The sequence below is a fragment of the Ralstonia sp. NFACC01 genome, assembly GCF_900115545.1.
GTDB lineage: Bacteria > Pseudomonadota > Gammaproteobacteria > Burkholderiales > Burkholderiaceae > Ralstonia > Ralstonia mojiangensis.
The window spans coordinates 131,918-150,756 of sequence record NZ_FOWV01000010.1; the positions used below are offsets into that span (position 1 = coordinate 131,918).

Consider the following 18,839-nt stretch of genomic DNA (forward strand, 5'->3'; position numbering starts at 1 on the left):
GCCGATTCGCGCAGATTAAGGTAGCCTCTGGCGCAATATTGTTTCCGCAAGTGCGCAAATATGGATCGACTCTCTGACGTGATGATCTTCGTGCAGGTGGTGGAGCGCGGTAGCTTGTCGGCGGCGGCAGATGCAATGGGCATGTCGCGCGGTGTGATCAGCAAGGCGCTGGCGCGGCTGGAGGCTCGGCTTCAGACACGTCTGCTGCAACGGACAACGCGGCGCCTGTCGCTCACCGAAGCGGGCGCGGCGTTCTTCGAGAAAAGCCGCGAGGGTCTGGCGCTCGTCGATGCTGCGGAGCAGGCCGTGAGCGCCTTGCGCGATGAGGCGCGCGGCACGTTGCGGGTGTCGGCGCCGGCCTCGTTTGCGGTGACATTGCTGGCACCGCTGCTGGGCGCATTCCAGGCGCGCTACCCCGCCGTGCAGATCGATCTGGACATGAACGATCGCTACGCGGATCTTGTCGCCGGGCGCATCGACGTGGCGATCCGCATCGGCATGCTGGAGGATTCTTCGCTGGTGGCGCGGCGACTGGCGAGTTGCGCGCACGCCATCTACGGCTCGCCGTCGTATTTTCGCGAGCGGGGGATTCCGCAATCGCCGGAGGATTTGCGCAATCACAACTGCCTCGTCTACGCCAATTACGACGGACCGCACGACTGGGTGCTGACGGACGCAGCCGGCCAGCGCCATATCGCTCATGTAAATGGCTCGATGCTGGCCAACAACAGCCTCGTGCTGCGCGAGGCAGCGCGTTCAGGGCTGGGCGTGTCGCTGGGGCCGGCGTATCTCGTGCGCGACGATATTGCCGCCGGCCGGCTGCAGGCGGTGCTGACGAACTACACAGCGCGCGAGGTGCCCCTGCACGCCGTGTTCACGCAGCGCGTGCATCTGCTGCCGAAGGTACGGGCGTTTGTCGATTTCCTGAGTGACCATATCCGCAGCAGCGGCGTGATGGGTCCATTGCCGCCGTCCGCTTAAGCCTGCTCGCGGCATTTCTCCAGCACGTCGAGCAGCGCCTGGCCGTAGCGGTCCAGTTTTGCCATGCCAATGCCCGGCAGCTCGCCGAGCGCCTCGCGCGAATCCGGATCGGTCTCGGCAATGCGCGCGAGTGTGGCGTCGTGAAAAATCACATATGCGGGCACGCTGTGCTCACGCGCGGCCTGCGTACGCCAGGCCCGCAACGCCTGCCAACGCACCTGCGCCTCGGCGGAAAGCTCAGCGGCCGGATCGGCGCGACGCTCCTTCTTCGTCGACGATGACGACGCGCCGCGCACCTTCTCGGCCTGACGGCGCAGGATCACCGACTGCGCGCCCTTGAGCACGGGGCGCGCGGCGTCGGTCAGGATGAGCGCGCCGTGGCCGCCGTGATCCACTGCAAACAAACCCTGCGCGACCAGCTGTCGGAACACGCCGCGCCACGCGGCTTCTGACAAATCGCTGCCGATGCCGAAGGTGGAGAGCGTCTCGTGGTGCCACTGTTTGATGCGCTCGGTCGCATTGCCGCGCAGGATATCGATGAGCTGGCCAGCGCCAAAGCTCACGCGACTGGCCTGCTGCACGCGGTATGCGCAGGACAGCGCCATCTGCGCCTCACGCGTGGCGTCCCAGGTTTGCGGCGGCGTCAGGCAGGTATCGCAGTTGCCGCACGGCTGGCTGCTTTCACCAAAGTACGCGAGCAGCGCCACACGGCGGCAGCTTGCGGCTTCGCACAGGCCGAGCAGCGCTTCGAGCTTGGCGGTTGATACGCGCTTGTGCGCATCGTCCGCGTCGGACTCGTCGATCATGCGGCGCTGCTGCACGACGTCGGCCAGGCCATATGCCATCCACGCGTTGGCCGGCATGCCGTCGCGGCCAGCGCGACCGGTTTCCTGGTAATAGCCTTCCAGGCTCTTCGGCAAATCCAGATGCGCAACGAAACGCACGTCGGGCTTGTCGATGCCCATGCCAAAAGCGATGGTCGCCACCATCACGACGCCCTCCTCCTTGCGGAAGATCGCCTGATGGCGGGCGCGCACTTCAGAGTCCATCCCGGCGTGATACGGCAGCGCGCGGATGCCCTGCTCGGCAAGCCACTGCGCGGTCTCTTCCACCTTCTTGCGCGACAGGCAGTAGACGATGCCGGCGTCGCAGGTGTCGCCGTCCATGTGTTCGGCACGGATGAAGCGCAGCAGTTGCTGACGCGCGCTGTCCTTCTCGACGATGGTGTAGCGGATGTTCGGGCGGTCGAAGCTGGAGAGGAAAACGCGCGCGTCGGTCAACGCCAGCCGTTCGACGATCTCGTCACGCGTGACGGCGTCGGCCGTGGCGGTGAGCGCAATGCGCGGCACGTGCGGGAAGCGCTCGTGCAGCACAGAAAGCTGGATGTATTCCGGCCGGAAATCGTGCCCCCATTGCGACACGCAGTGCGCTTCGTCGATAGCGAACAGGCCGATGCGCGATCGCTCAAGCAAGTCGAGGAAGCGCGGCGTCATCAGCCGCTCGGGCGCGACATAGACGAGATCCAGCCGGCCTGCCGCCAGATCCCGCTCGACCTGCGCGGCCTCGGCGCCCGTCAGCGCGGAGTTGAGATACGCGGCGCGCACGCCGGCCTCTTCCAACGCCGCCACCTGATCCTGCATCAGCGCGATCAGCGGCGACACGACGATGCCGGCGCCCTGCCCGCGCCGGTGCCGCACGAGCGCCGGAATCTGGTAGCAGAGGGATTTGCCGCCGCCGGTGGGCATCAGCACGAGGCAATCGCCGCCGTCTGCCACATGGGTGACGATCTCCGCCTGCGGGCCGCGGAAGGCGCTGTAGCCGAACACATCGTGCAGCACCGCATGCGTGGCGGCGGCGGTGTCTTCGGGCAGCGCCTGCAGCGCGTGGTCTATGGCGGGGGAGTCGTACATCGGGGCGGCGGGTGCGCGCGGTGTCACGCGCGGGCTGGGCGAAACCGCTATTGTGACAAACCCCGCCGAGGGGTGGTCAATCAGGACAGTCGGATTGTCGGAAACGCCGCGATCAGACCTTGCGCGCAACGATGCGATGGATCGTGCGCCCCGACGACTGACTGACAGCCGCTTCGTCGAAAACCAGCTCGGTGCCGGCCAGCGCCTCGCGCACGGGCGCCGCATCGAACGACGTGAACAACCGGCCGCGCCCATCGCGCTGATCAGCCTCAGGCGTGACGCGCCAGCTCAGGTACAGCGTGCCCTCCGGGCGCAGCAGCGACACCAGGCGCTCCACCGACGCACCAATCTGTTCGGGCGGCAAATGCATGATGACGGTCTCGCAGATGACGTTGTCGAACGCGCCTTCGGCAATGCCGACCAATTCGGGCAAGAGCGCTTGCCGGAACGACAGCCCCGGATATTGCTCGCGTGCCGCTTCCAGCAGCGCGGCAGACGCGTCGTAACCGACCGCCGGATAACCGTTGGCATTGAGCCACGCCACCTCGCGCCCTGCGCCGCAGCCGATGTCGGCGGTGGCGCCGCCTGCCTTGAACTCGCGGCGCAGCAGCGCGTACAGATCTTCAGGCGCAGGCTGGTCGCGCCACTCCTGCGCGAAGGTTTCGGCGAGCGCGTCGTAGGCGGCAACGGTCTGCGTGTCCATGGAGATCCTATTTCATTGTGAAACTGCGTAGCAGCGTCAGATCGCCGGCCTTGCGCATCGGCACGACAAACGTCTGCTGGCGCTCGGATGGCGTGTTCTCGTCGGTGATGATGGTGACGGTGGCGGTCGTGATCGCGCTGCGGTCATTGCCGCTGCCGTAGTAATTCACATAGACGAGATACGTGCCGGGCACGGGGGCCGGGTTCGAATAGATTTCCGGACCATAGCCGGTGGTGACGTCCACGTCGAGCGCGCCGCCGTTTTCGACCACGCGGTTGCCGTACCAGGCGTGCTGTCCGTCGGGCGAAATGACATGCAGGTCGAGATCGGTGCCGTCGGTGTCCCACGACAGGACCACGCGCAAACGCGGACGCTGCTTGCCGGAGTAGCTGTCGTAGAACTGCACGCGCTTGGCGTCGCCGCGCGCGCTGCGCACCTCGACGCTGTTGCTGCCCGCGCCAAATGCGTACGGACGCGAAAACGTGCCGTCGGCCTCGATGCGTTGCGGCATGGCCACGCCGTTGACGATCAGCGTACCGACCGACGAGCCGTCGGCGCCACGGCGGCGGCGCGGCTTGTTTTCGTCGGTTGCTGCGGCCGCCTTCGGCTGGTTGCGGATGCGCCCGGCGATCATCGACGCGATGCCCTGCCCTTGCGGCGTCGACACCGACACCGCCGGGTAATGCACGTCCTGCGTGTAGCGGGATTCGTCGCCAGCCGAATTGCGCAAGCCGTTGAGCGGCGCGGTGATCTCGATATTCCCGGCGTCGGTTTGCGCAAGCACGCCGCCAGCGGCCGCAAACGTGGCCAGTGCAATGGCAGCGGCGAGACGGAAAGTGGAAGGCATCATGTGCGTCACGTCAGAAGCGGATCGATTTCATCAGCGCCAGCTCGCCGATCTTGCGCAGCGGCACGCTGACGAACTCGCGCCGCTCGTTGGGCGTGTTCTCGTTATAGATCAGCGTCAGTTGCGCGGTGATGAGATCGCGGTCGTGCGCCTTTTCGTCGAAGTTGTAGCCGCCGGCGTTGAAGTTGCCCCAGTAGTTCACGTAGAACAGCCACACGCCAGGACGCGGCGCGGCGGTCGAGAAGATCTCCGGGCCGGCGCCGTCGACGCTGTCCACGTCGAGCCCGCCGCCGTCGGACAGCAGCGGCTGCGCCCAGAACGCATGATCGCCAATCGGCGAAACGACATGCATGTCGACCTCGGCGCGCGGGTCGTCCCACGTGAGGATGGCGCGCAGCTTGGCCGACGTCTTGGTGGTGTCGGCCTCGTAGAACTGCAGGCGTTGGCGCGACTGGCCGTCGGGGCTGACGATTTCGACGCTGTTCGAGCCCGGGCCGAACGCCCACGGGCGCGCGAAGCGGCCTTCGCCATCGCCATACAGCGGCATCGCGTTACCGTTGACGACGAGCACTGGCGGGCGGCGCTGCTTGCCGGCCGCGCGAATGCGTCCGGCGATGAGCGTGCGGTACTTTTGCGCGCCGCGGTCCACGGGCGGTTTTGGATACGCCGCGGTGTATTGCTCCAGCTCGTTGGTCAGCTTGCTGTTGCGCCAGCCGCCGATCGGTCCTTCCAGATCAGCCACCGGCTCAGCCAGCGCCGAAGCGGCCAGCAGCACCGCAACAGTGCCCAGCGCCAAGCGCGTCATCCCACTCTTCACAGCAAACCCTCCCCTCGGATCAGGCGACGCGCCATCGCCTCGACAAACTGTTCGTCCTGCCCGCGCGGGTGCCGCGCAAAAGCGAGGTGCAGATATTCGTGTGTCAGCGCGATGCGGTCTTCTTCGGTCGCGAGCCGGTGCACGTAGAGGCGGTTTCGGCGCGCGTCTGCGTAGGGCCGACCTTCGTGCACGACGCACACAGCGGGCAGCGGCGGTGTCTCGTAACCGGGCTCGGCAGCCAAACGCGCCGACCAACCTGGCGCGCGCGCCTGCAGCCACTGCTGCGCACCCGCCACCGGAGAGCAATCCCCCGCCACCGGGCTCTGGAACGACGTGAGCGTCGCCTGCGGCCACCACTGCGCGAGGATGGCGTCGAACCCCTGGCCACGTTGAGCAGCGGCGCGCGCGGCGGTCCAGCTCATCTGGCCGCGCGCGCTGATGGTGCTGTGGTACTGCACGGGCTGGCCTGTCAATACCAGCGTGTCGGTAAATTCGGCTGCGTTGCGGGCAGCGGCCAACGGCAGACGCGGCAGCACGCGCTGCGTGCGCGAACTGTCTGCGATGCGGTAGCAGCCCTTGTCGCGCGAGGCGTGCTGCACGAGGTAGCTGCGCGCCGCTACGGCCAACGCGCGAGCGGCCTGCGGCTCGGCGAGTTCGCCTTCGCGCTCGACCACGCGCGCCACGTAGTCGTTCATGCCCAGGCGGCCAGTGATGACCGGCGTGTTGTTCTGGCGCGCGAGCGTCAACTCGCCCTTGCTCTCAATGGGCAGCGTGTTGCCGTTGGCGAAGCGCACGGCGTAGCGGCCTTCCAGGCTACCGGCGGTGACCGGCTTGCCGCTGACGTCGCGCACCTCACGAATCGGATAACGCGCAAAGAAATCCACCACGACACAGGCATCGTCGTCGGGCACAGGCGTCTGCTCGATCAACGGCGTAAGGCGCGGTGCGGCGGCGGCCAGCACCTGGTTGCTCGACCCGGCACCGCCCAGCCACACGGGCGTGCCGTCGGCCAGCCAGCCGGCGGCACCGCCGATCGACGCGCCGGGGCGCTGCGGGTCGGGCATCGTCCACGTCTTGGCGCGCAGCAGGCCGCCGAAGTCCGACACCGTGCCCTCGCCACGCCCGACGGTCAGCACGGAAACGAGCGTTTGCGCCGCGGTCTCGCGCCCATCGGCCGGGACGGTGCGCAACGCGGTGAGCAGATCGGCGACCGGCACGCGATGCGTCGGTTGCATGGCGCGCAGATCGCGCAACCATGCGGGCGATCCTGCATGCTGCCAGAAGCGGCGCCAATCCGCGCGGTCCAGCCCGAGACGCGCCGGTTCGAAATAGCGTCCGCACGACTGGATGAGCGCGCGCTCGCGGTCGATGCTGTTGCCGGCGGTGCAGCAGTAGACCTCTTCGGCGTCGTTGCCGTGGCACGTGTAGTCGGGCGTGCTGATGCGGCGCGAGACGAGGTAGCTGTAGACGAAGAGCTTCCAGACGCTGCCGAGCGGTGTTTCGGCGTCGCGCGGCAAGGCGGTGGCTTGCGGCATACCGCCGGCCGGGTCAGCGCCGAATTGCCAGAGCTTGGCTTCGTCGCCTTGCAAAGCGGCATATCGCAGCTGCGGAACGGGCTGGCCAACCGGCGCGGCGATGGCGTGCCCAGCCTGCCCGGCAAGCACGCAGGCGCCGGCAGCCCAGAACAGGCCGGTCAGCACACCACGCGCGAGCAGGCGGGAAGGCATCGCCAGATCACTCCACCTTGAACGGATAGCTGGCCGTCTTGCCGTCGCCCTGGAACGCCTTGGCTTCCGGCTGGTACATGCGGAAGTAGCGCACCGGCGGCAACGCAAAGCGGCCCGGTAGCGAGAAGCGCACCAACTGGCGCAGCACGGTCGGGCGCTCCAGGGCGGGCACCGGCTGGTTGTACGAGAGCTGGCCCATTTCGTAAGCGGCCTTGCGCTCGAACGCCTGCGCGCCGTTGCCTTCGTTCGGCTCGCCCTTCAGGCCGTCGATCTGGATGCCCCACGTGGTGGCCTCCACTTCGGCGCCCGGCGGCAGCGGCACTTCGACCAGGCCGTAACGATACGTGCCCTGGCGCGGCGTCAGCACCACCTCGTCGACGTAGAGTGCATTGCTGTCGAGCGTGTCGCCCGGCTTGACCGGTTTAGCGGTAAAGGCGATGCCGCTGCTGGTAGCGTCGGCCGCCGGCTGCTTAGGCGCCTTCGGATCGGCCTTGGCGGGCGCGCTGTCGATCGGCTCAAGACGGTACAGCTTGCGCTCCACCGTGATCGGCAGCTTGGAGGCCTCGGCCGCGCGGCTGCGGTACGACACGATGGCCGATTGCGTGGTCACGTCGGTCGGAGCCGCCGTCAGATCCAGCGCGGCGGGCACTTGCGCGCCGGTCCAGCGCCATGTCGGCACACCGACCGGAGAGCGCGTCGCCTGCCAGCCACCAGCCGAAACAGCCGGTTGGATGGCGGCAACGCTCGCGCCTTGCAGCCCGCCCAGACCCTTCTGCAGCCAGACCAGCGCGACAGCGCGATCCATCGTCGGCATGGCGGCGCTGGTGCGGGCCAGCAGTGGTGCCGGGTCGGTAGCCGAGCGCCCGCCGCCCATCAGCAGAAGGCTTTGCACCAGCGGCGAGGTGTCGGCGGCCAGCGCATTGCGGGCAGCAATGTCAGCAGAGACAAGCGCTTCCGGCACCGGCTGGCCGACTTGGCGCATCAGCTGTGCCGTCAGCACCGTCGCCACCTGGCGGCCACGCGGCGAATCCGGCGCCACGAAGATCAGGCTGTCGCCCGCGGCGGGGTCGGCGTCGGCTGAGGCCTTGGCCGCCTTGCCGCCGCTGGGCGCAAGCTCGTTCGCCACGCCTGAGAGCGGCGTCGCCACCGGCAAGCCCATCTCGTTGGCAAACCACAGCGCCAGCGCGCGGTGCAGCAGCGGCTCGTTCTGGCTGGTGCGCTTGTAGGCTTCGAGCACTTGCTTCCAGTTGTCTGCCGGCAGGCTGATGCCGACCGAACGGCTGGCAAGCCAATCCGCGTAATACGCATACGACGTGATCAGCGCGCTGCTGGTAGTCAGTTCGCCCCACCAGCCGAAGGTGCCGTTGGTGCCCGCCAGCAGTGCCAGACGCTGGCGTTGCGTGCGCAGCAGCGCGTCGACGCCCTGGGTGCCGGCCGGGCCGCCGTCGCCCAGGCGCGTGCCAGTGGCCGCCAGACTCTGTTGGGCCAGTGCCAGCGGGATCAGGCGGCTGGCGGTTTGCTCCGCGCACCCATACGGATATTCGATCAGGTCATCCGCCACACGAGCAAACTGGCTGGCCGTGTTGCCGACCACGCGCAGGCGCACGTCGCGCGCATCGGCCGGCAGGCCAAGCGGCAGGTGCGTGCCCTGCAACTGCGTGAGCGGGACGACGTTTTCACGGTCGGCCAGCCAGCCCGTTGCGTCCAGCTTGAGCGTGGTTTGCAGACGGTCCGAAACCTTGTCGTCCTGCTTCAGCTCGGCATTCACGACACCCGCCTGCAGCGCCGTGACGGGTGCGCGCAGGTAGTTGGCGCCGCGCTTGAGCGTCACGCGCTGGTTGATGTTCAGGCCAGCGCCCGAGACGATCCAGTCGGCGGTGATGTCCTTGTCGGTCTGGTTGAAGGCCACCATGTCCAGGCGCGGCTGATCGTTTTCGCGGAAGCGTTGCGGGCCCGTCCATTTCAGGTACAGCGGCTTGTCGGAGCGGATGCTCGCCGTGCGCTGGCCAACGATGCCGTCCGATGCGCCGGTGGTCGACACGGCGCGCACGGTGATGCGCCAGCGCGCCAGCGAATCCGGCATCTTGAAGGTCATGCGGGCGCGGCCATCGGCGCCGGTCTGCAGGTTGGCGACCCAGGCAGCGGTGTCCTTCTCATCGCGGCGCGGCCGCTCCAGCACCTTTACGCCGCGCTCGTTGTGACGGCCATACGTGCCGCCTGGCTTACCCGGCAGCGAGGCGAGCGCCAGGTCGTAGCTGATGAAACTCTGGCTCGACGTGGTGCGCACGCTGTTGCGGCGCGGGTGATAGAAGAAGTCGACGATGCTGGGCGCCACCTCTGGCTGCAGCACGTAGATCATTTCGTCGACCACAGACACGGTCAGGTTGGCCGGCACAGGCTTGCCCGCCAGCGCGCTGGTCAAGTCCAGCGTGACGGTCTCGCCCGGCGCGTAGACGGCCTTGTCCGCATGCACGCCCAGGTCCAGCGTCGGTTGTGTGACGACAATGCCGGCGTTCTGGAACACCATGTCGCCGTCGCGCACGTACAGCACCGAGAACGTCATGTTGGGCGCGAACTCCGCGCCGATCTTGATGCGCGCGCGGTATTGCGACGGTGTAACCTTCTGCAGGCTCAGCCATTCGCCGCCGCGCGTGAGCAGCGCGTGGCGCTCGACCTTGTCGCGTTCGAGCGTGAGCAGCGCATCGTCCACCGGCAGCGGGAACGTGATCAGCGCTTCGGCCGTGTCGCCAATCTGGTAGCGATCGCGGTCGAACACCATTTCGATATTGCCCGGCACAGTCTGCACGCCATCGCCTGCCACCCAGTGGCTCGACGCAGCAAGCAGGTTGCCGGCGGCATCGCGCACCGACAGCGTGTACGAACCCGGCTGGTCAAACTTGACCGGGAACGTGGCGTTGCCCTTGGCATCCGGCGCGAGCGTGCCTTCGGTGCGCGTGCGCGTTTCCAGGCGCACCAGATCCCACTTGGCGGGCGGAGCGCTGGCTCCGCTTGTGCCACCCACAACCGGCATCGGCGTGAGCGTGAACGAGACGTTCTGCCCCGGCGTGGTGAAGTTCGACGTGGTCGACAGCTTGTACGGCGTGGCGCCACGTGCGATCAGCAGTTCGCGCGTGACCTTCACGCGGTACGCTGCGCCATCGTTGGCAAACACGGTCACGACGTAGCGGCTCGGTTCCTTGGCGGCGGGCAGTTCCAGCTTGGCGTTGCCGTCCCCATCGGTGGTCAGCTCCTGCTGCTCCAGCTTGACGGGGAACAGGCCCGCGTAACGCAGCTCGCCCTCCACCATCGTCACCTGTTGCGCGCGCAGACTGACCGATACCTTGCCGTTCTTGACCGGCTTGCCATCCGGATAGCGCAGGCTGATCTTGCCCTTGACCGCTTCGCCCGTGCCGTAGCTGGCCTTGTCCAGCGAGAGGTTCACGTCAAAGTGCGGCTTGATGTATTCGGCCACGCGGAAGGCGCCGCCATATGTGCCGCCGTTGTAGTCGAAGCGCAGCGAGTAGCCGCCGGCCGGTGCGTTGGACGGCAGCGTAAAGCGCGCATCGGCGCCCGCCTCGCCCGTCAGGCGCGTGGTCGACGTGGCCACCGGCGCACCATTCGGGTCGAGCACTTGCAGCTTGATGTCCCCAGCCGCCGGCACGGTCGATTCGGTCGCGTTCTTGAAGTTGCGGCCGATGAACTTGACGCTCACTTCGTCGCCGGGGCGATACAGCGGGCGATCGGTGAAGGCGTACAGCTTGGTGTTGTAGATCTCGCTGTCGTAATAGAAATTCTCGGAGATGAACACGCCGCCCGCGCGGTCGTTGCCGATCACGTAGCTGCGTTCGGGCGAGACGTGGCGCAGGTCGGCCGTGCCGTCGGCTTCGGTGGTGCCCGAAGCGAGCACGCCTACGCCGTCGGTCCAGTTCACCGATGCACCGCTGACCGGCTTGCCGCTCTTGCGCTCGGCCGTCCACACCATCATTCCCTGCGAAGTGCCCTTGGTGACGGCCACGGTGTCCGACACGAACAGCAGCGTGTGCGCACGGTACGCGCCAATCACCGCTTCAACGATGTACAGGCCGGCCGGCAGCTTGCCGACCGGAATCATCACGTTGCCGGCGTTCTGCGGCATCCATTCGCTGCTGCTGCCTTCGAGCTTCACGTCCTTGGGCGGCGCGATCGGCTTGGCATCCCAGATCGGGTAGCGGAATCGGCCCAGCAGCTCGTAGCCCTTGAGCGGCGCGTACTGCGGGTTGTTCGAGAAGCGCGTGGGCGCGGTCATCTGGTCGCCCATGCTGAACTGCGGCGCGGTCTCCACGGCCTTGCTGCGTGTGGCGAACGACAACACGCGTTGCCAGGCACGGCGGGCTTGGCGCGTCCAGTTGTCCCACAGATAGGCCAGCGTGTTGGCCAGGCCTTCGCCCGTGTAGTTGGCCTTGACGTCGATGCGGTGCAGGTTCTTCTGCGCCTTCAGAAATTCCAGCGGCTGCGGCACGCGGTAGACGAGGATGTCTGCGCCGCCGTAGCGGGAGAGTTCGTCCTTGTATTCGCGACCCGGGGCTTCGAGGCGGACCAGCGCTTCCTGATCGGTGCCGTAGCTCGCATCCGACAAAAGGAAGAACGGCTGCCCTTTGATCGGCTCGTAGCCGCTGCCCGGCACGTCGAACAGCGTTGGGTTCGGCGCTTCCGGCGCATCGGCCGCGTGCGCTGTCGGCACCGAAGCGACCAACGCCAGCACCGTCACGCAGACGGCGGCAACGAGATTGAACGACAGCCAACGGTTGCGCATGAGTTTTTCTACCGTGTCAAAAAGGCCAGACGAAACACGCCGATGAAGTTGGGGTTGCCGCTCTGCGGCTGCCAGCGCGAGTCTTTCCATTGCATCAGTTCAGAAACCGGGACCGCGCGCAGGCCGTTGTCGGTGCGGGTGACGGTGCCGGTGTGGTAAGCGATGTAGCGATCCATCCAGATCATCAGATGCTGGTCGTCGCCTTGATCGAAGAAGAGCAGATCGCCCGGGAGTGCCTGGTTGACATCCTTGGCGATGAAGCGGCTGTTCTGCTGGATGAGCCCAAGCGCCGAGACATACGCCCCGGTGCTGCCATCGAAGCGCGTCCACCGCTGCGTGAGCGTGCGCTGGGCAGGCGTGAGATTCAGTTCGGGCGGGAGTTGTCGTGCGGATTCCGCGTCGCGCATGCCGTTGGCGCGCAGCCACCGGGCGTCGTGCGTGCGCAGCGCCTCGCCGGCGGCAAAGCGCACGAGGCCGGCACAGTCGCGGTGTGTCCAGCGCGGGGTGGGGCCTTGGCGAAGCTGCTCGTTGACGATGCGGACGAACCACGCCCGGAACACGCTGGATTGGTCCGCAGTAAGGGCATCGGCATCCGCCGGAGCCGTGTCGGCCCAGCCCGACAGCGCATGTACAGACGGAGCGAGCAGGCAGGCGCTCGCCGCCGTCAACCAACGGCGGCGGTTCAACGCGGCGGCCTGGGCGCGCAACGTCATTGCTGCGTGCTGGTGTTGTCTTCGGAGGCGGCCGCCGCAGCCGCTGTGGTCGGCGCATTCGCCGCAGGGGCTTGCGCTGCCGTTGCGTCAGCCGGCGGCGGCGTTCCGTCTCCACCGGCAGGCAGACCGCGTCCGCTGGAGAGCCACGTCACCGGCACCCAGCCACGCGACGACGGCACACCGCCATCCAACGCCAGTGACACCGGCGCATACCGCGACAACGCCTTGAGCTTCGGAAACAGATGCGTCTGCGCGGCGTTCAGGAACACCGCTTCCTGGTCGGCCGGCAGCGCGGCACCGGCTTCGCGGCGGACGAGCGGTGCGAGCGATGCGGGCGTCATCGTCAGGACGATGCGATCGGTCTTGTCCTTCGGCAAGCTATCGGCCACGGCGGGGAAGCGCTTGGCGAGCACCGCCAGGGCGTCTTCGACGAGACGCGCGTCCGGCGAGAACACGACCACATCGCCCGCAATGGCCAGCGTGACCGGGAAGTAGCGATCGGCCGACAGTTGCGCCGCAAACGGTGCTCCCGCCGATTGCGCGGTACCGTAGCGCGCGCTGACCGGGCGCTGCCACAGCGTGGCATTGGCGGGCCCTTGCTTTGTCGTCACCGGCAGGCGCTTGTACGGACCGGACTTGTCGTCGGACTGCGCCTTGGTTTCATACGAACCGACGATCTGGCCAAACAGTGCTGCCATGGCCGGCTTGACCGCCTCGGCCTGCGACGCCGACGACAGCTTCGCCACGAACAACGGCGCCACCAGCGACGATTTGCCGTACCAGCATGCTGCCGCCGGCCCCGCAAATGCATCGCCGACATGCGCGGCGGCTTCGCTGATCTCCTTGGCGTCGCCGGCCACGGACTTCAACAGCGTGCCGGCGGCTTTCCAGTCGACCGGCAGCGTCGCGCACGCAGCAGGATCAGACGGCAGCGCACGCCACAGGCCGGCGTTGTCCCACTTGGCAGAAAGCCGGGTCGGGTCGATGAGCGCGGCGCTCTGCCAGCCGTTGCCCGCGCCGTCCTTGGCCGAACCGAAGTCGAAACGCAGCGCTTCAATGCCGGGGAAGTATTGCTGATAACCGAACGACAGATAGTTGGCGCTCACCACAACGTGATGGCCCGTCGGCTCCTGCGCGGGCAGCGCGTACGCCGTGCCTTGCACATTGCGCTTGCCAGCATCGTCGGAGAACAGGGCCGCCAGCGCGTTCGCCTGCTTGGAAATCGGCTTGCCGTCCTTGTCCAGCAGCATGCCCGGCTCGGACAGCGCGATCAGCCGGTCGCCCTTGCTGGCAATCAGGATCGAACGCGTGGCCGAAAGCCTGAGCGCATAGACCGGCGCGCCCGAATCGCCCAGCCCATCGGCGACCTTGCTGAGCTGCGCGTCGCTCGTCGCCACGGTGGCCACGGCTTCGAGCGCCTTGGCCAAGCCGTTGCGCTGCATCGAGAGCACCCAATAGCGCAGCTTGTCGTCCGGGCCACGCCACAGCATCACGCGGGCGGGCTCGTCAAACACGTGCTTGAGCACCGTCTCGGCCAGGTCGAGCTTCTGCTCGTACGCAAGGCGGCGCAGCGCACCGGCCACCGAGAGCCGGTCTTCGTTGCCTTCGTAATAAGCGACGAAATCTTCGGTCAGCACATCGCGCAGCAGCGGCACGCGCAGCACGTCGCGCGGCAGTTGCGACAGGCTTTGGCTGTCGATCAGGGCATCGGGATATGTCAGGTCGAGCTGGACCTGGCGGGCGTGCAGCGCGCGTGTGCGGCCAAACGGGTGCCAGACCATCTGCACCACCGCCGCGCCGGCAACGACCAGGGCGACCGCACCAACGGCGATCTGCTTGCGTGTGAGCTTCATGGAGGAATCGTCGGCAAGACTGGAGGGGCCGGCGACTTGCTGGAACCTGCTCCGCTGGAGGGCGCGCAGATTGTAAAAGTGCCGGTCTATAACCGCGAAATCATAGCGGTTGGCATGTTAAGGCGGGTTAACGTCTCAAGAAAATACGAATCGGGCGACGCCGGTGTTGTTTTTGATGTCTGCACACAGCGCTGGAGAAGAACGCGGGCAAAAAAAAGCCCGGCACATGGCCGGGCTTTGATGGTGTTGCTTGCGTTCGCTTACGCGTCGCCTTCTTGCTGGACGGCAGGCGTTTCGAAGATCGAAGCGGCTTCTTCTTCGGCGATCGCTGCAGCGCGGTCGCGGTCGGCCACTTCCTTCGCCTTGCGGGCGCGGTGGTAGGCCAGGCCGGTACCGGCCGGGATCAGACGGCCAACGATGACGTTTTCCTTCAGACCACGCAGGTCATCGACCTTGCCCATGATGGCGGCTTCGGTCAACACGCGCGTGGTTTCCTGGAACGAAGCCGCCGAGATGAAGCTGTCGGTCGACAACGATGCCTTCGTAATACCCAGCAGCAGGTTCTCGTAGGTCGCCGGACGCTTGCCCAGCGCGATCACCTTGTCGTTCTCGTCGAGCAGGTCCGAACGCTCCACCTGTTCACCCGGGATGAAGCGGGTGTCACCGGTATCGACGATCTGCACGCGGCGCAGCATCTGACGAACAATCACTTCGATGTGCTTGTCGTTGATCTTCACGCCCTGCAGACGGTACACGTCCTGCACTTCGTCGACGATGTAGGTCGCCAGTTCTTCCACGCCCTTCAGACGCAGGATGTCGTGCGGGTCGGCCGGGCCTTCAACGATCATTTCGCCCTTGTTGACCACTTGGCCGTCGTGCACCAGCACCTGCTTTTCCTTGGCGATCAGGAACTCGTGGGCATTGCCGTCGAGATCCGTAATCACCAGGCGCTGCTTGCCCTTGGTGTCCTTACCGAACGAAGTCGTACCGGTGACTTCCGCCAGCACGGCGGCGTCCTTCGGCGAACGGGCTTCGAACAGCTCGGCCACACGCGGCAGACCACCGGTAATGTCACGCGTCTTCTGCGATTCGGTCGGGATACGTGCGAGCACTTCACCCACGTGCACTTGCTGACCGTCCTTCACGGTGATCAGCGCGCCCACCTGGAAGCCGATGGTCACGGAGTGGTCCGTGCCCGGGATCTTCACTTCGGCGCCCGACGAGTCGAGCAGCTTCACCTGCGGACGGATGCCCTTCGTGGCAGCGGTACGACGCTTCGCATCGATGACAACCAGCGTCGACAGACCGGTCACTTCGTCCATCTGCTTGGCGACGGTCACGCCTTCTTCGACGTTCTCGAACTTGATGGTGCCCGAGTACTCCGAAATGATCGGACGCGTCAGCGGATCCCACGTGGCGAGCTGCGTGCCGGCCTTGATGGACTGACCATCCTTGACCAGCAGCGTCGCGCCATACACGATCTTGTGGCGCTCACGCTCACGGCCGTGGTCGTCGGTGATCAGCGCTTCGCCCGAACGCGAGATGACGATCTGCTCGCCCTTCGCGTTGGTGACGTAACGCATGGTCGCCGTGAAACGCACGGTACCGGTTGCCTTCGCTTCCACGCTCGATGCCACTGCCGCACGCGATGCCGCACCACCGATGTGGAACGTACGCATCGTCAGCTGCGTGCCCGGCTCACCGATCGACTGCGCAGCGATCACGCCCACAGCTTCGCCGGAGTTCACCAGCACACCGCGGCCGAGGTCACGGCCGTAGCACTTGGCGCACAGGCCGTAACGCGTGTCGCAAGACAGCGGCGTGCGAACCTTCACTTCGTCCACGCCCAGCGCGTCGATCAGGTCCACCATGTCTTCGTCGAGCAGCGTGCCGGCTTCGATCGCGGTTTCCTGCGTTTCCGGGTTCACCACGTCGTTGACGACCACGCGGCCCAGGATACGGTCGCGCAGGGCTTCGATCACTTCACCGCCTTCGACCAGGGCCTTCATGGCCACGCCGTTGGAGGTGCCGCAATCGTCTTCCACCACCACCAGATCCTGCGTCACGTCGACCAGACGACGGGTCAGGTAACCCGAGTTCGCGGTCTTCAGTGCCGTATCCGCCAGACCCTTACGTGCACCGTGGGTCGAGATGAAGTACTGCAGAACGTTCAGGCCTTCGCGGAAGTTTGCGGTAATCGGCGTCTCAATAATCGAGCCGTCCGGCTTGGCCATCAGGCCACGCATACCTGCCAGCTGACGGATCTGCGCTGCGGAACCCCGTGCGCCCGAGTCGGCCATCATGTAGATGGAGTTGAACGACTCTTGCTTGACGGTGTTGCCGTTGCGGTCGACCACGTCTTCGGTCTGGAGCTGCTCCATCATCGCCTTGCCCACCTGGTCGCCGGCGGCGCCCCAGATGTCCACGACGTTGTTGTAACGCTCCTGGTCCGTCACCAGACCCGACATGTACTGCTTGTCGTATTCCTTCACCTTGGCGGCGGCCTCGGAGATGATCTTCTCCTTGGCCGGCGGCACCAGCATGTCGTCGATGGCGATCGAGATACCGGCGCGCGTTGCCAGGCGGAAGCCCGACTGCAGCAGCTTGTCAGCGAAGATCACGGTTTCGCGCAGACCGCACTTGCGGAACGCCGTGTTGATCAGGCGCGAGATTTCCTTCTTCTTCAGCGGCTTGTTCAGCACCGAGAACGGCAGACCCTTGGGCAGGATCTCCGACAGGATCGCGCGGCCGACCGTGGTCGATTGCAGCGTGATCTTCGGCGCGAAGCGGGCGTCGCCGTCAGCTTCCGGGTTCACCAAGTCGTACTCGGTGATCCGCACGTTCACGCGCGAAGCCAGTTCGACTTCCTTGTTCTCATAGGCGCGGATCACTTCCGAGATGTCGGCGAACGTCATGCCTTCACCGCGGCCGTTGATCTTGTCGCGGGTCGTGTAGTACAGACCCAGCACCACGTCTTGCGACGGCACGATCGACGGATCGCCGTTGGCCGGGAACAGCACGTTGTTCGACGCCAGCATCAGCGTGCGCGCTTCCATCTGCGCTTCGAGCGACAGCGGAACGTGAACAGCCATCTGGTCACCGTCGAAGTCGGCGTTGAACGCCGCGCAGACGAGCGGATGCAGCTGAATCGCCTTGCCTTCGATCAGCACCGGCTCGAACGCCTGGATACCCAGACGGTGCAGCGTCGGTGCACGGTTCAGCATCACCGGGTGCTCGCGGATCACCTCTTCGAGGATGTCCCACACCACCGGCGTCTGGCTTTCCACTTCCTTCTTCGCCGCCTTGATCGTGGTGGCGATGCCCATCGTTTCCAGCTTGTGGAAGATGAACGGCTTGAACAGCTCGAGCGCCATCAGCTTGGGCAGGCCGCACTGGTGCAGCTTCAGCGTCGGGCCCACCACGATGACCGAACGGCCCGAGTAGTCCACGCGCTTGCCCAGCAGGTTCTGACGGAAACGACCGCCCTTACCCTTGATCATTTCAGCCAGCGACTTCAGCGGACGCTTGTTGGCACCGGTCATCGCCTTGCCGCGACGGCCGTTGTCCAGCAGCGAATCCACTGCTTCCTGCAGCATGCGCTTTTCGTTGCGCACGATGATCTCCGGCGCCTTCAGCTCAAGCAGACGCTTCAGACGGTTGTTCCGGTTGATCACGCGGCGATACAGGTCGTTCAGGTCCGACGTGGCGAAACGGCCGCCGTCCAGCGGCACCAGCGGACGCAGCTCGGGCGGCAGCACCGGCAGCACTTCGAGGATCATCCAGTCGGGCTTGATGCCCGAACGCTGGAATGCCTCGAGCACCTTCAGGCGCTTGGCGAACTTCTTGATCTTGGCTTCCGAGCCCGTAGCTTGCAGCTCGGCGCGGATCGTCTCGATCTGCTTCTCGATGTCGATACCGCGCAGCAGCTCGCGAATGCCCTCGGCGCCCATCATGGCGACGAATTCGCCTTCGCCGTACTCGTCGCACTTGGCCAGGTAGTCGTCTTCCGACATGATCTGGCTCTTCTTGAGCGCGGTCATGCCCGGCTCAACCACGACGAATGCTTCGAAGTACAGCACGCGCTCGATGTCGCGCAGCGTCATGTCGAGCACCATGCCCAGACGCGACGGCAGCGACTTCAGGAACCAGATGTGCGCGGTCGGCGCAGCCAGTTCGATGTGGCCCATGCGCTCGCGGCGCACCTTGGCCAGCGTCACTTCAACGCCGCACTTCTCGCAGATCACGCCACGGTGCTTCAGGCGCTTGTACTTGCCGCACAGGCACTCGTAGTCCTTGATCGGGCCGAAGATCTTGGCGCAGAACAGACCGTCACGCTCGGGCTTGAACGTACGGTAGTTGATGGTCTCGGGCTTCTTGACTTCGCCGAACGACCACGAACGGATTTTCTCAGGCGACGCGAGGCCGATCTTGATCGCGTCAAACTGCTCTTCTTGCTGTACCTGACGGAATAGGTCGAGCAATGCTTTCATTCCAAA

Annotated in this window: 10 protein-coding genes; 1 reads left to right on the top strand and 9 read right to left on the bottom strand. The window is 66.0% G+C overall.

The window, feature by feature from the left end; genetic code table 11:
• Nucleotides 1–60 precede the first annotated feature (60 nt).
• Nucleotides 61–981, top strand: a complete 921-nt coding sequence (locus tag BM136_RS22290; RefSeq protein ID WP_092975833.1) for a LysR family transcriptional regulator — start codon at nucleotides 61–63, stop codon at nucleotides 979–981.
• Here BM136_RS22290 and recQ read toward each other — a convergent pair.
• From recQ to rpoC, 9 genes are all read right to left on the bottom strand, one after another.
• A complete protein-coding gene (gene recQ / locus BM136_RS22295) occupies nucleotides 978–2,891 on the bottom strand; it encodes a DNA helicase RecQ (protein WP_092975836.1) in 1,914 nt (637 codons plus the stop codon). The two genes, BM136_RS22290 and recQ, sit on opposite strands and share 4 nt — an antisense overlap.
• Nucleotides 2,892–3,003: 112 nt before the next feature.
• On the bottom strand, nucleotides 3,004–3,594 hold the full coding sequence (locus BM136_RS22300; protein WP_092975839.1) for a class I SAM-dependent methyltransferase: 591 nt from the start codon (nucleotides 3,592–3,594) through the stop codon (nucleotides 3,004–3,006).
• 7 nt (nucleotides 3,595–3,601) lie between these two features.
• Nucleotides 3,602–4,444 carry a YfaP family protein gene (locus BM136_RS22305; protein WP_092975904.1) on the bottom strand — a complete coding sequence of 281 codons (843 nt, stop codon included), beginning with the start codon at nucleotides 4,442–4,444 and terminating at the stop codon, nucleotides 3,602–3,604.
• Between the two features lie 10 nt (nucleotides 4,445–4,454).
• Nucleotides 4,455–5,246, bottom strand: coding sequence for a YfaP family protein (locus BM136_RS22310; RefSeq protein WP_254775734.1), 792 nt, complete (start codon nucleotides 5,244–5,246; stop codon nucleotides 4,455–4,457).
• Between the two features lie 8 nt (nucleotides 5,247–5,254).
• A complete protein-coding gene (locus BM136_RS22315; RefSeq protein WP_092975845.1) occupies nucleotides 5,255–6,985 on the bottom strand; it encodes a YfaQ family protein in 1,731 nt (576 codons plus the stop codon).
• Between the two features lie 7 nt (nucleotides 6,986–6,992).
• The gene (locus BM136_RS22320) at nucleotides 6,993–11,777 is read right to left on the bottom strand and encodes an alpha-2-macroglobulin family protein (RefSeq protein WP_092975848.1); all 4,785 of its coding nucleotides are present in this window, start codon (nucleotides 11,775–11,777) and stop codon (nucleotides 6,993–6,995) included.
• 8 nt (nucleotides 11,778–11,785) lie between these two features.
• A complete protein-coding gene (locus BM136_RS22325) occupies nucleotides 11,786–12,490 on the bottom strand; it encodes a DUF1175 domain-containing protein (RefSeq protein ID WP_092975851.1) in 705 nt (234 codons plus the stop codon).
• Complete coding sequence (locus BM136_RS22330) at nucleotides 12,487–14,343, bottom strand: DUF2138 domain-containing protein (protein WP_092975854.1); 1,857 nt, start codon at nucleotides 14,341–14,343, stop codon at nucleotides 12,487–12,489. Before BM136_RS22330 ends, BM136_RS22325 begins: the two co-directional genes overlap by 4 nt.
• A 260-nt stretch (nucleotides 14,344–14,603) precedes the next feature.
• Complete coding sequence (gene rpoC, locus BM136_RS22335) at nucleotides 14,604–18,833, bottom strand: DNA-directed RNA polymerase subunit beta' (protein WP_092975857.1); 4,230 nt, start codon at nucleotides 18,831–18,833, stop codon at nucleotides 14,604–14,606.
• Nucleotides 18,834–18,839 lie beyond the last annotated feature (6 nt).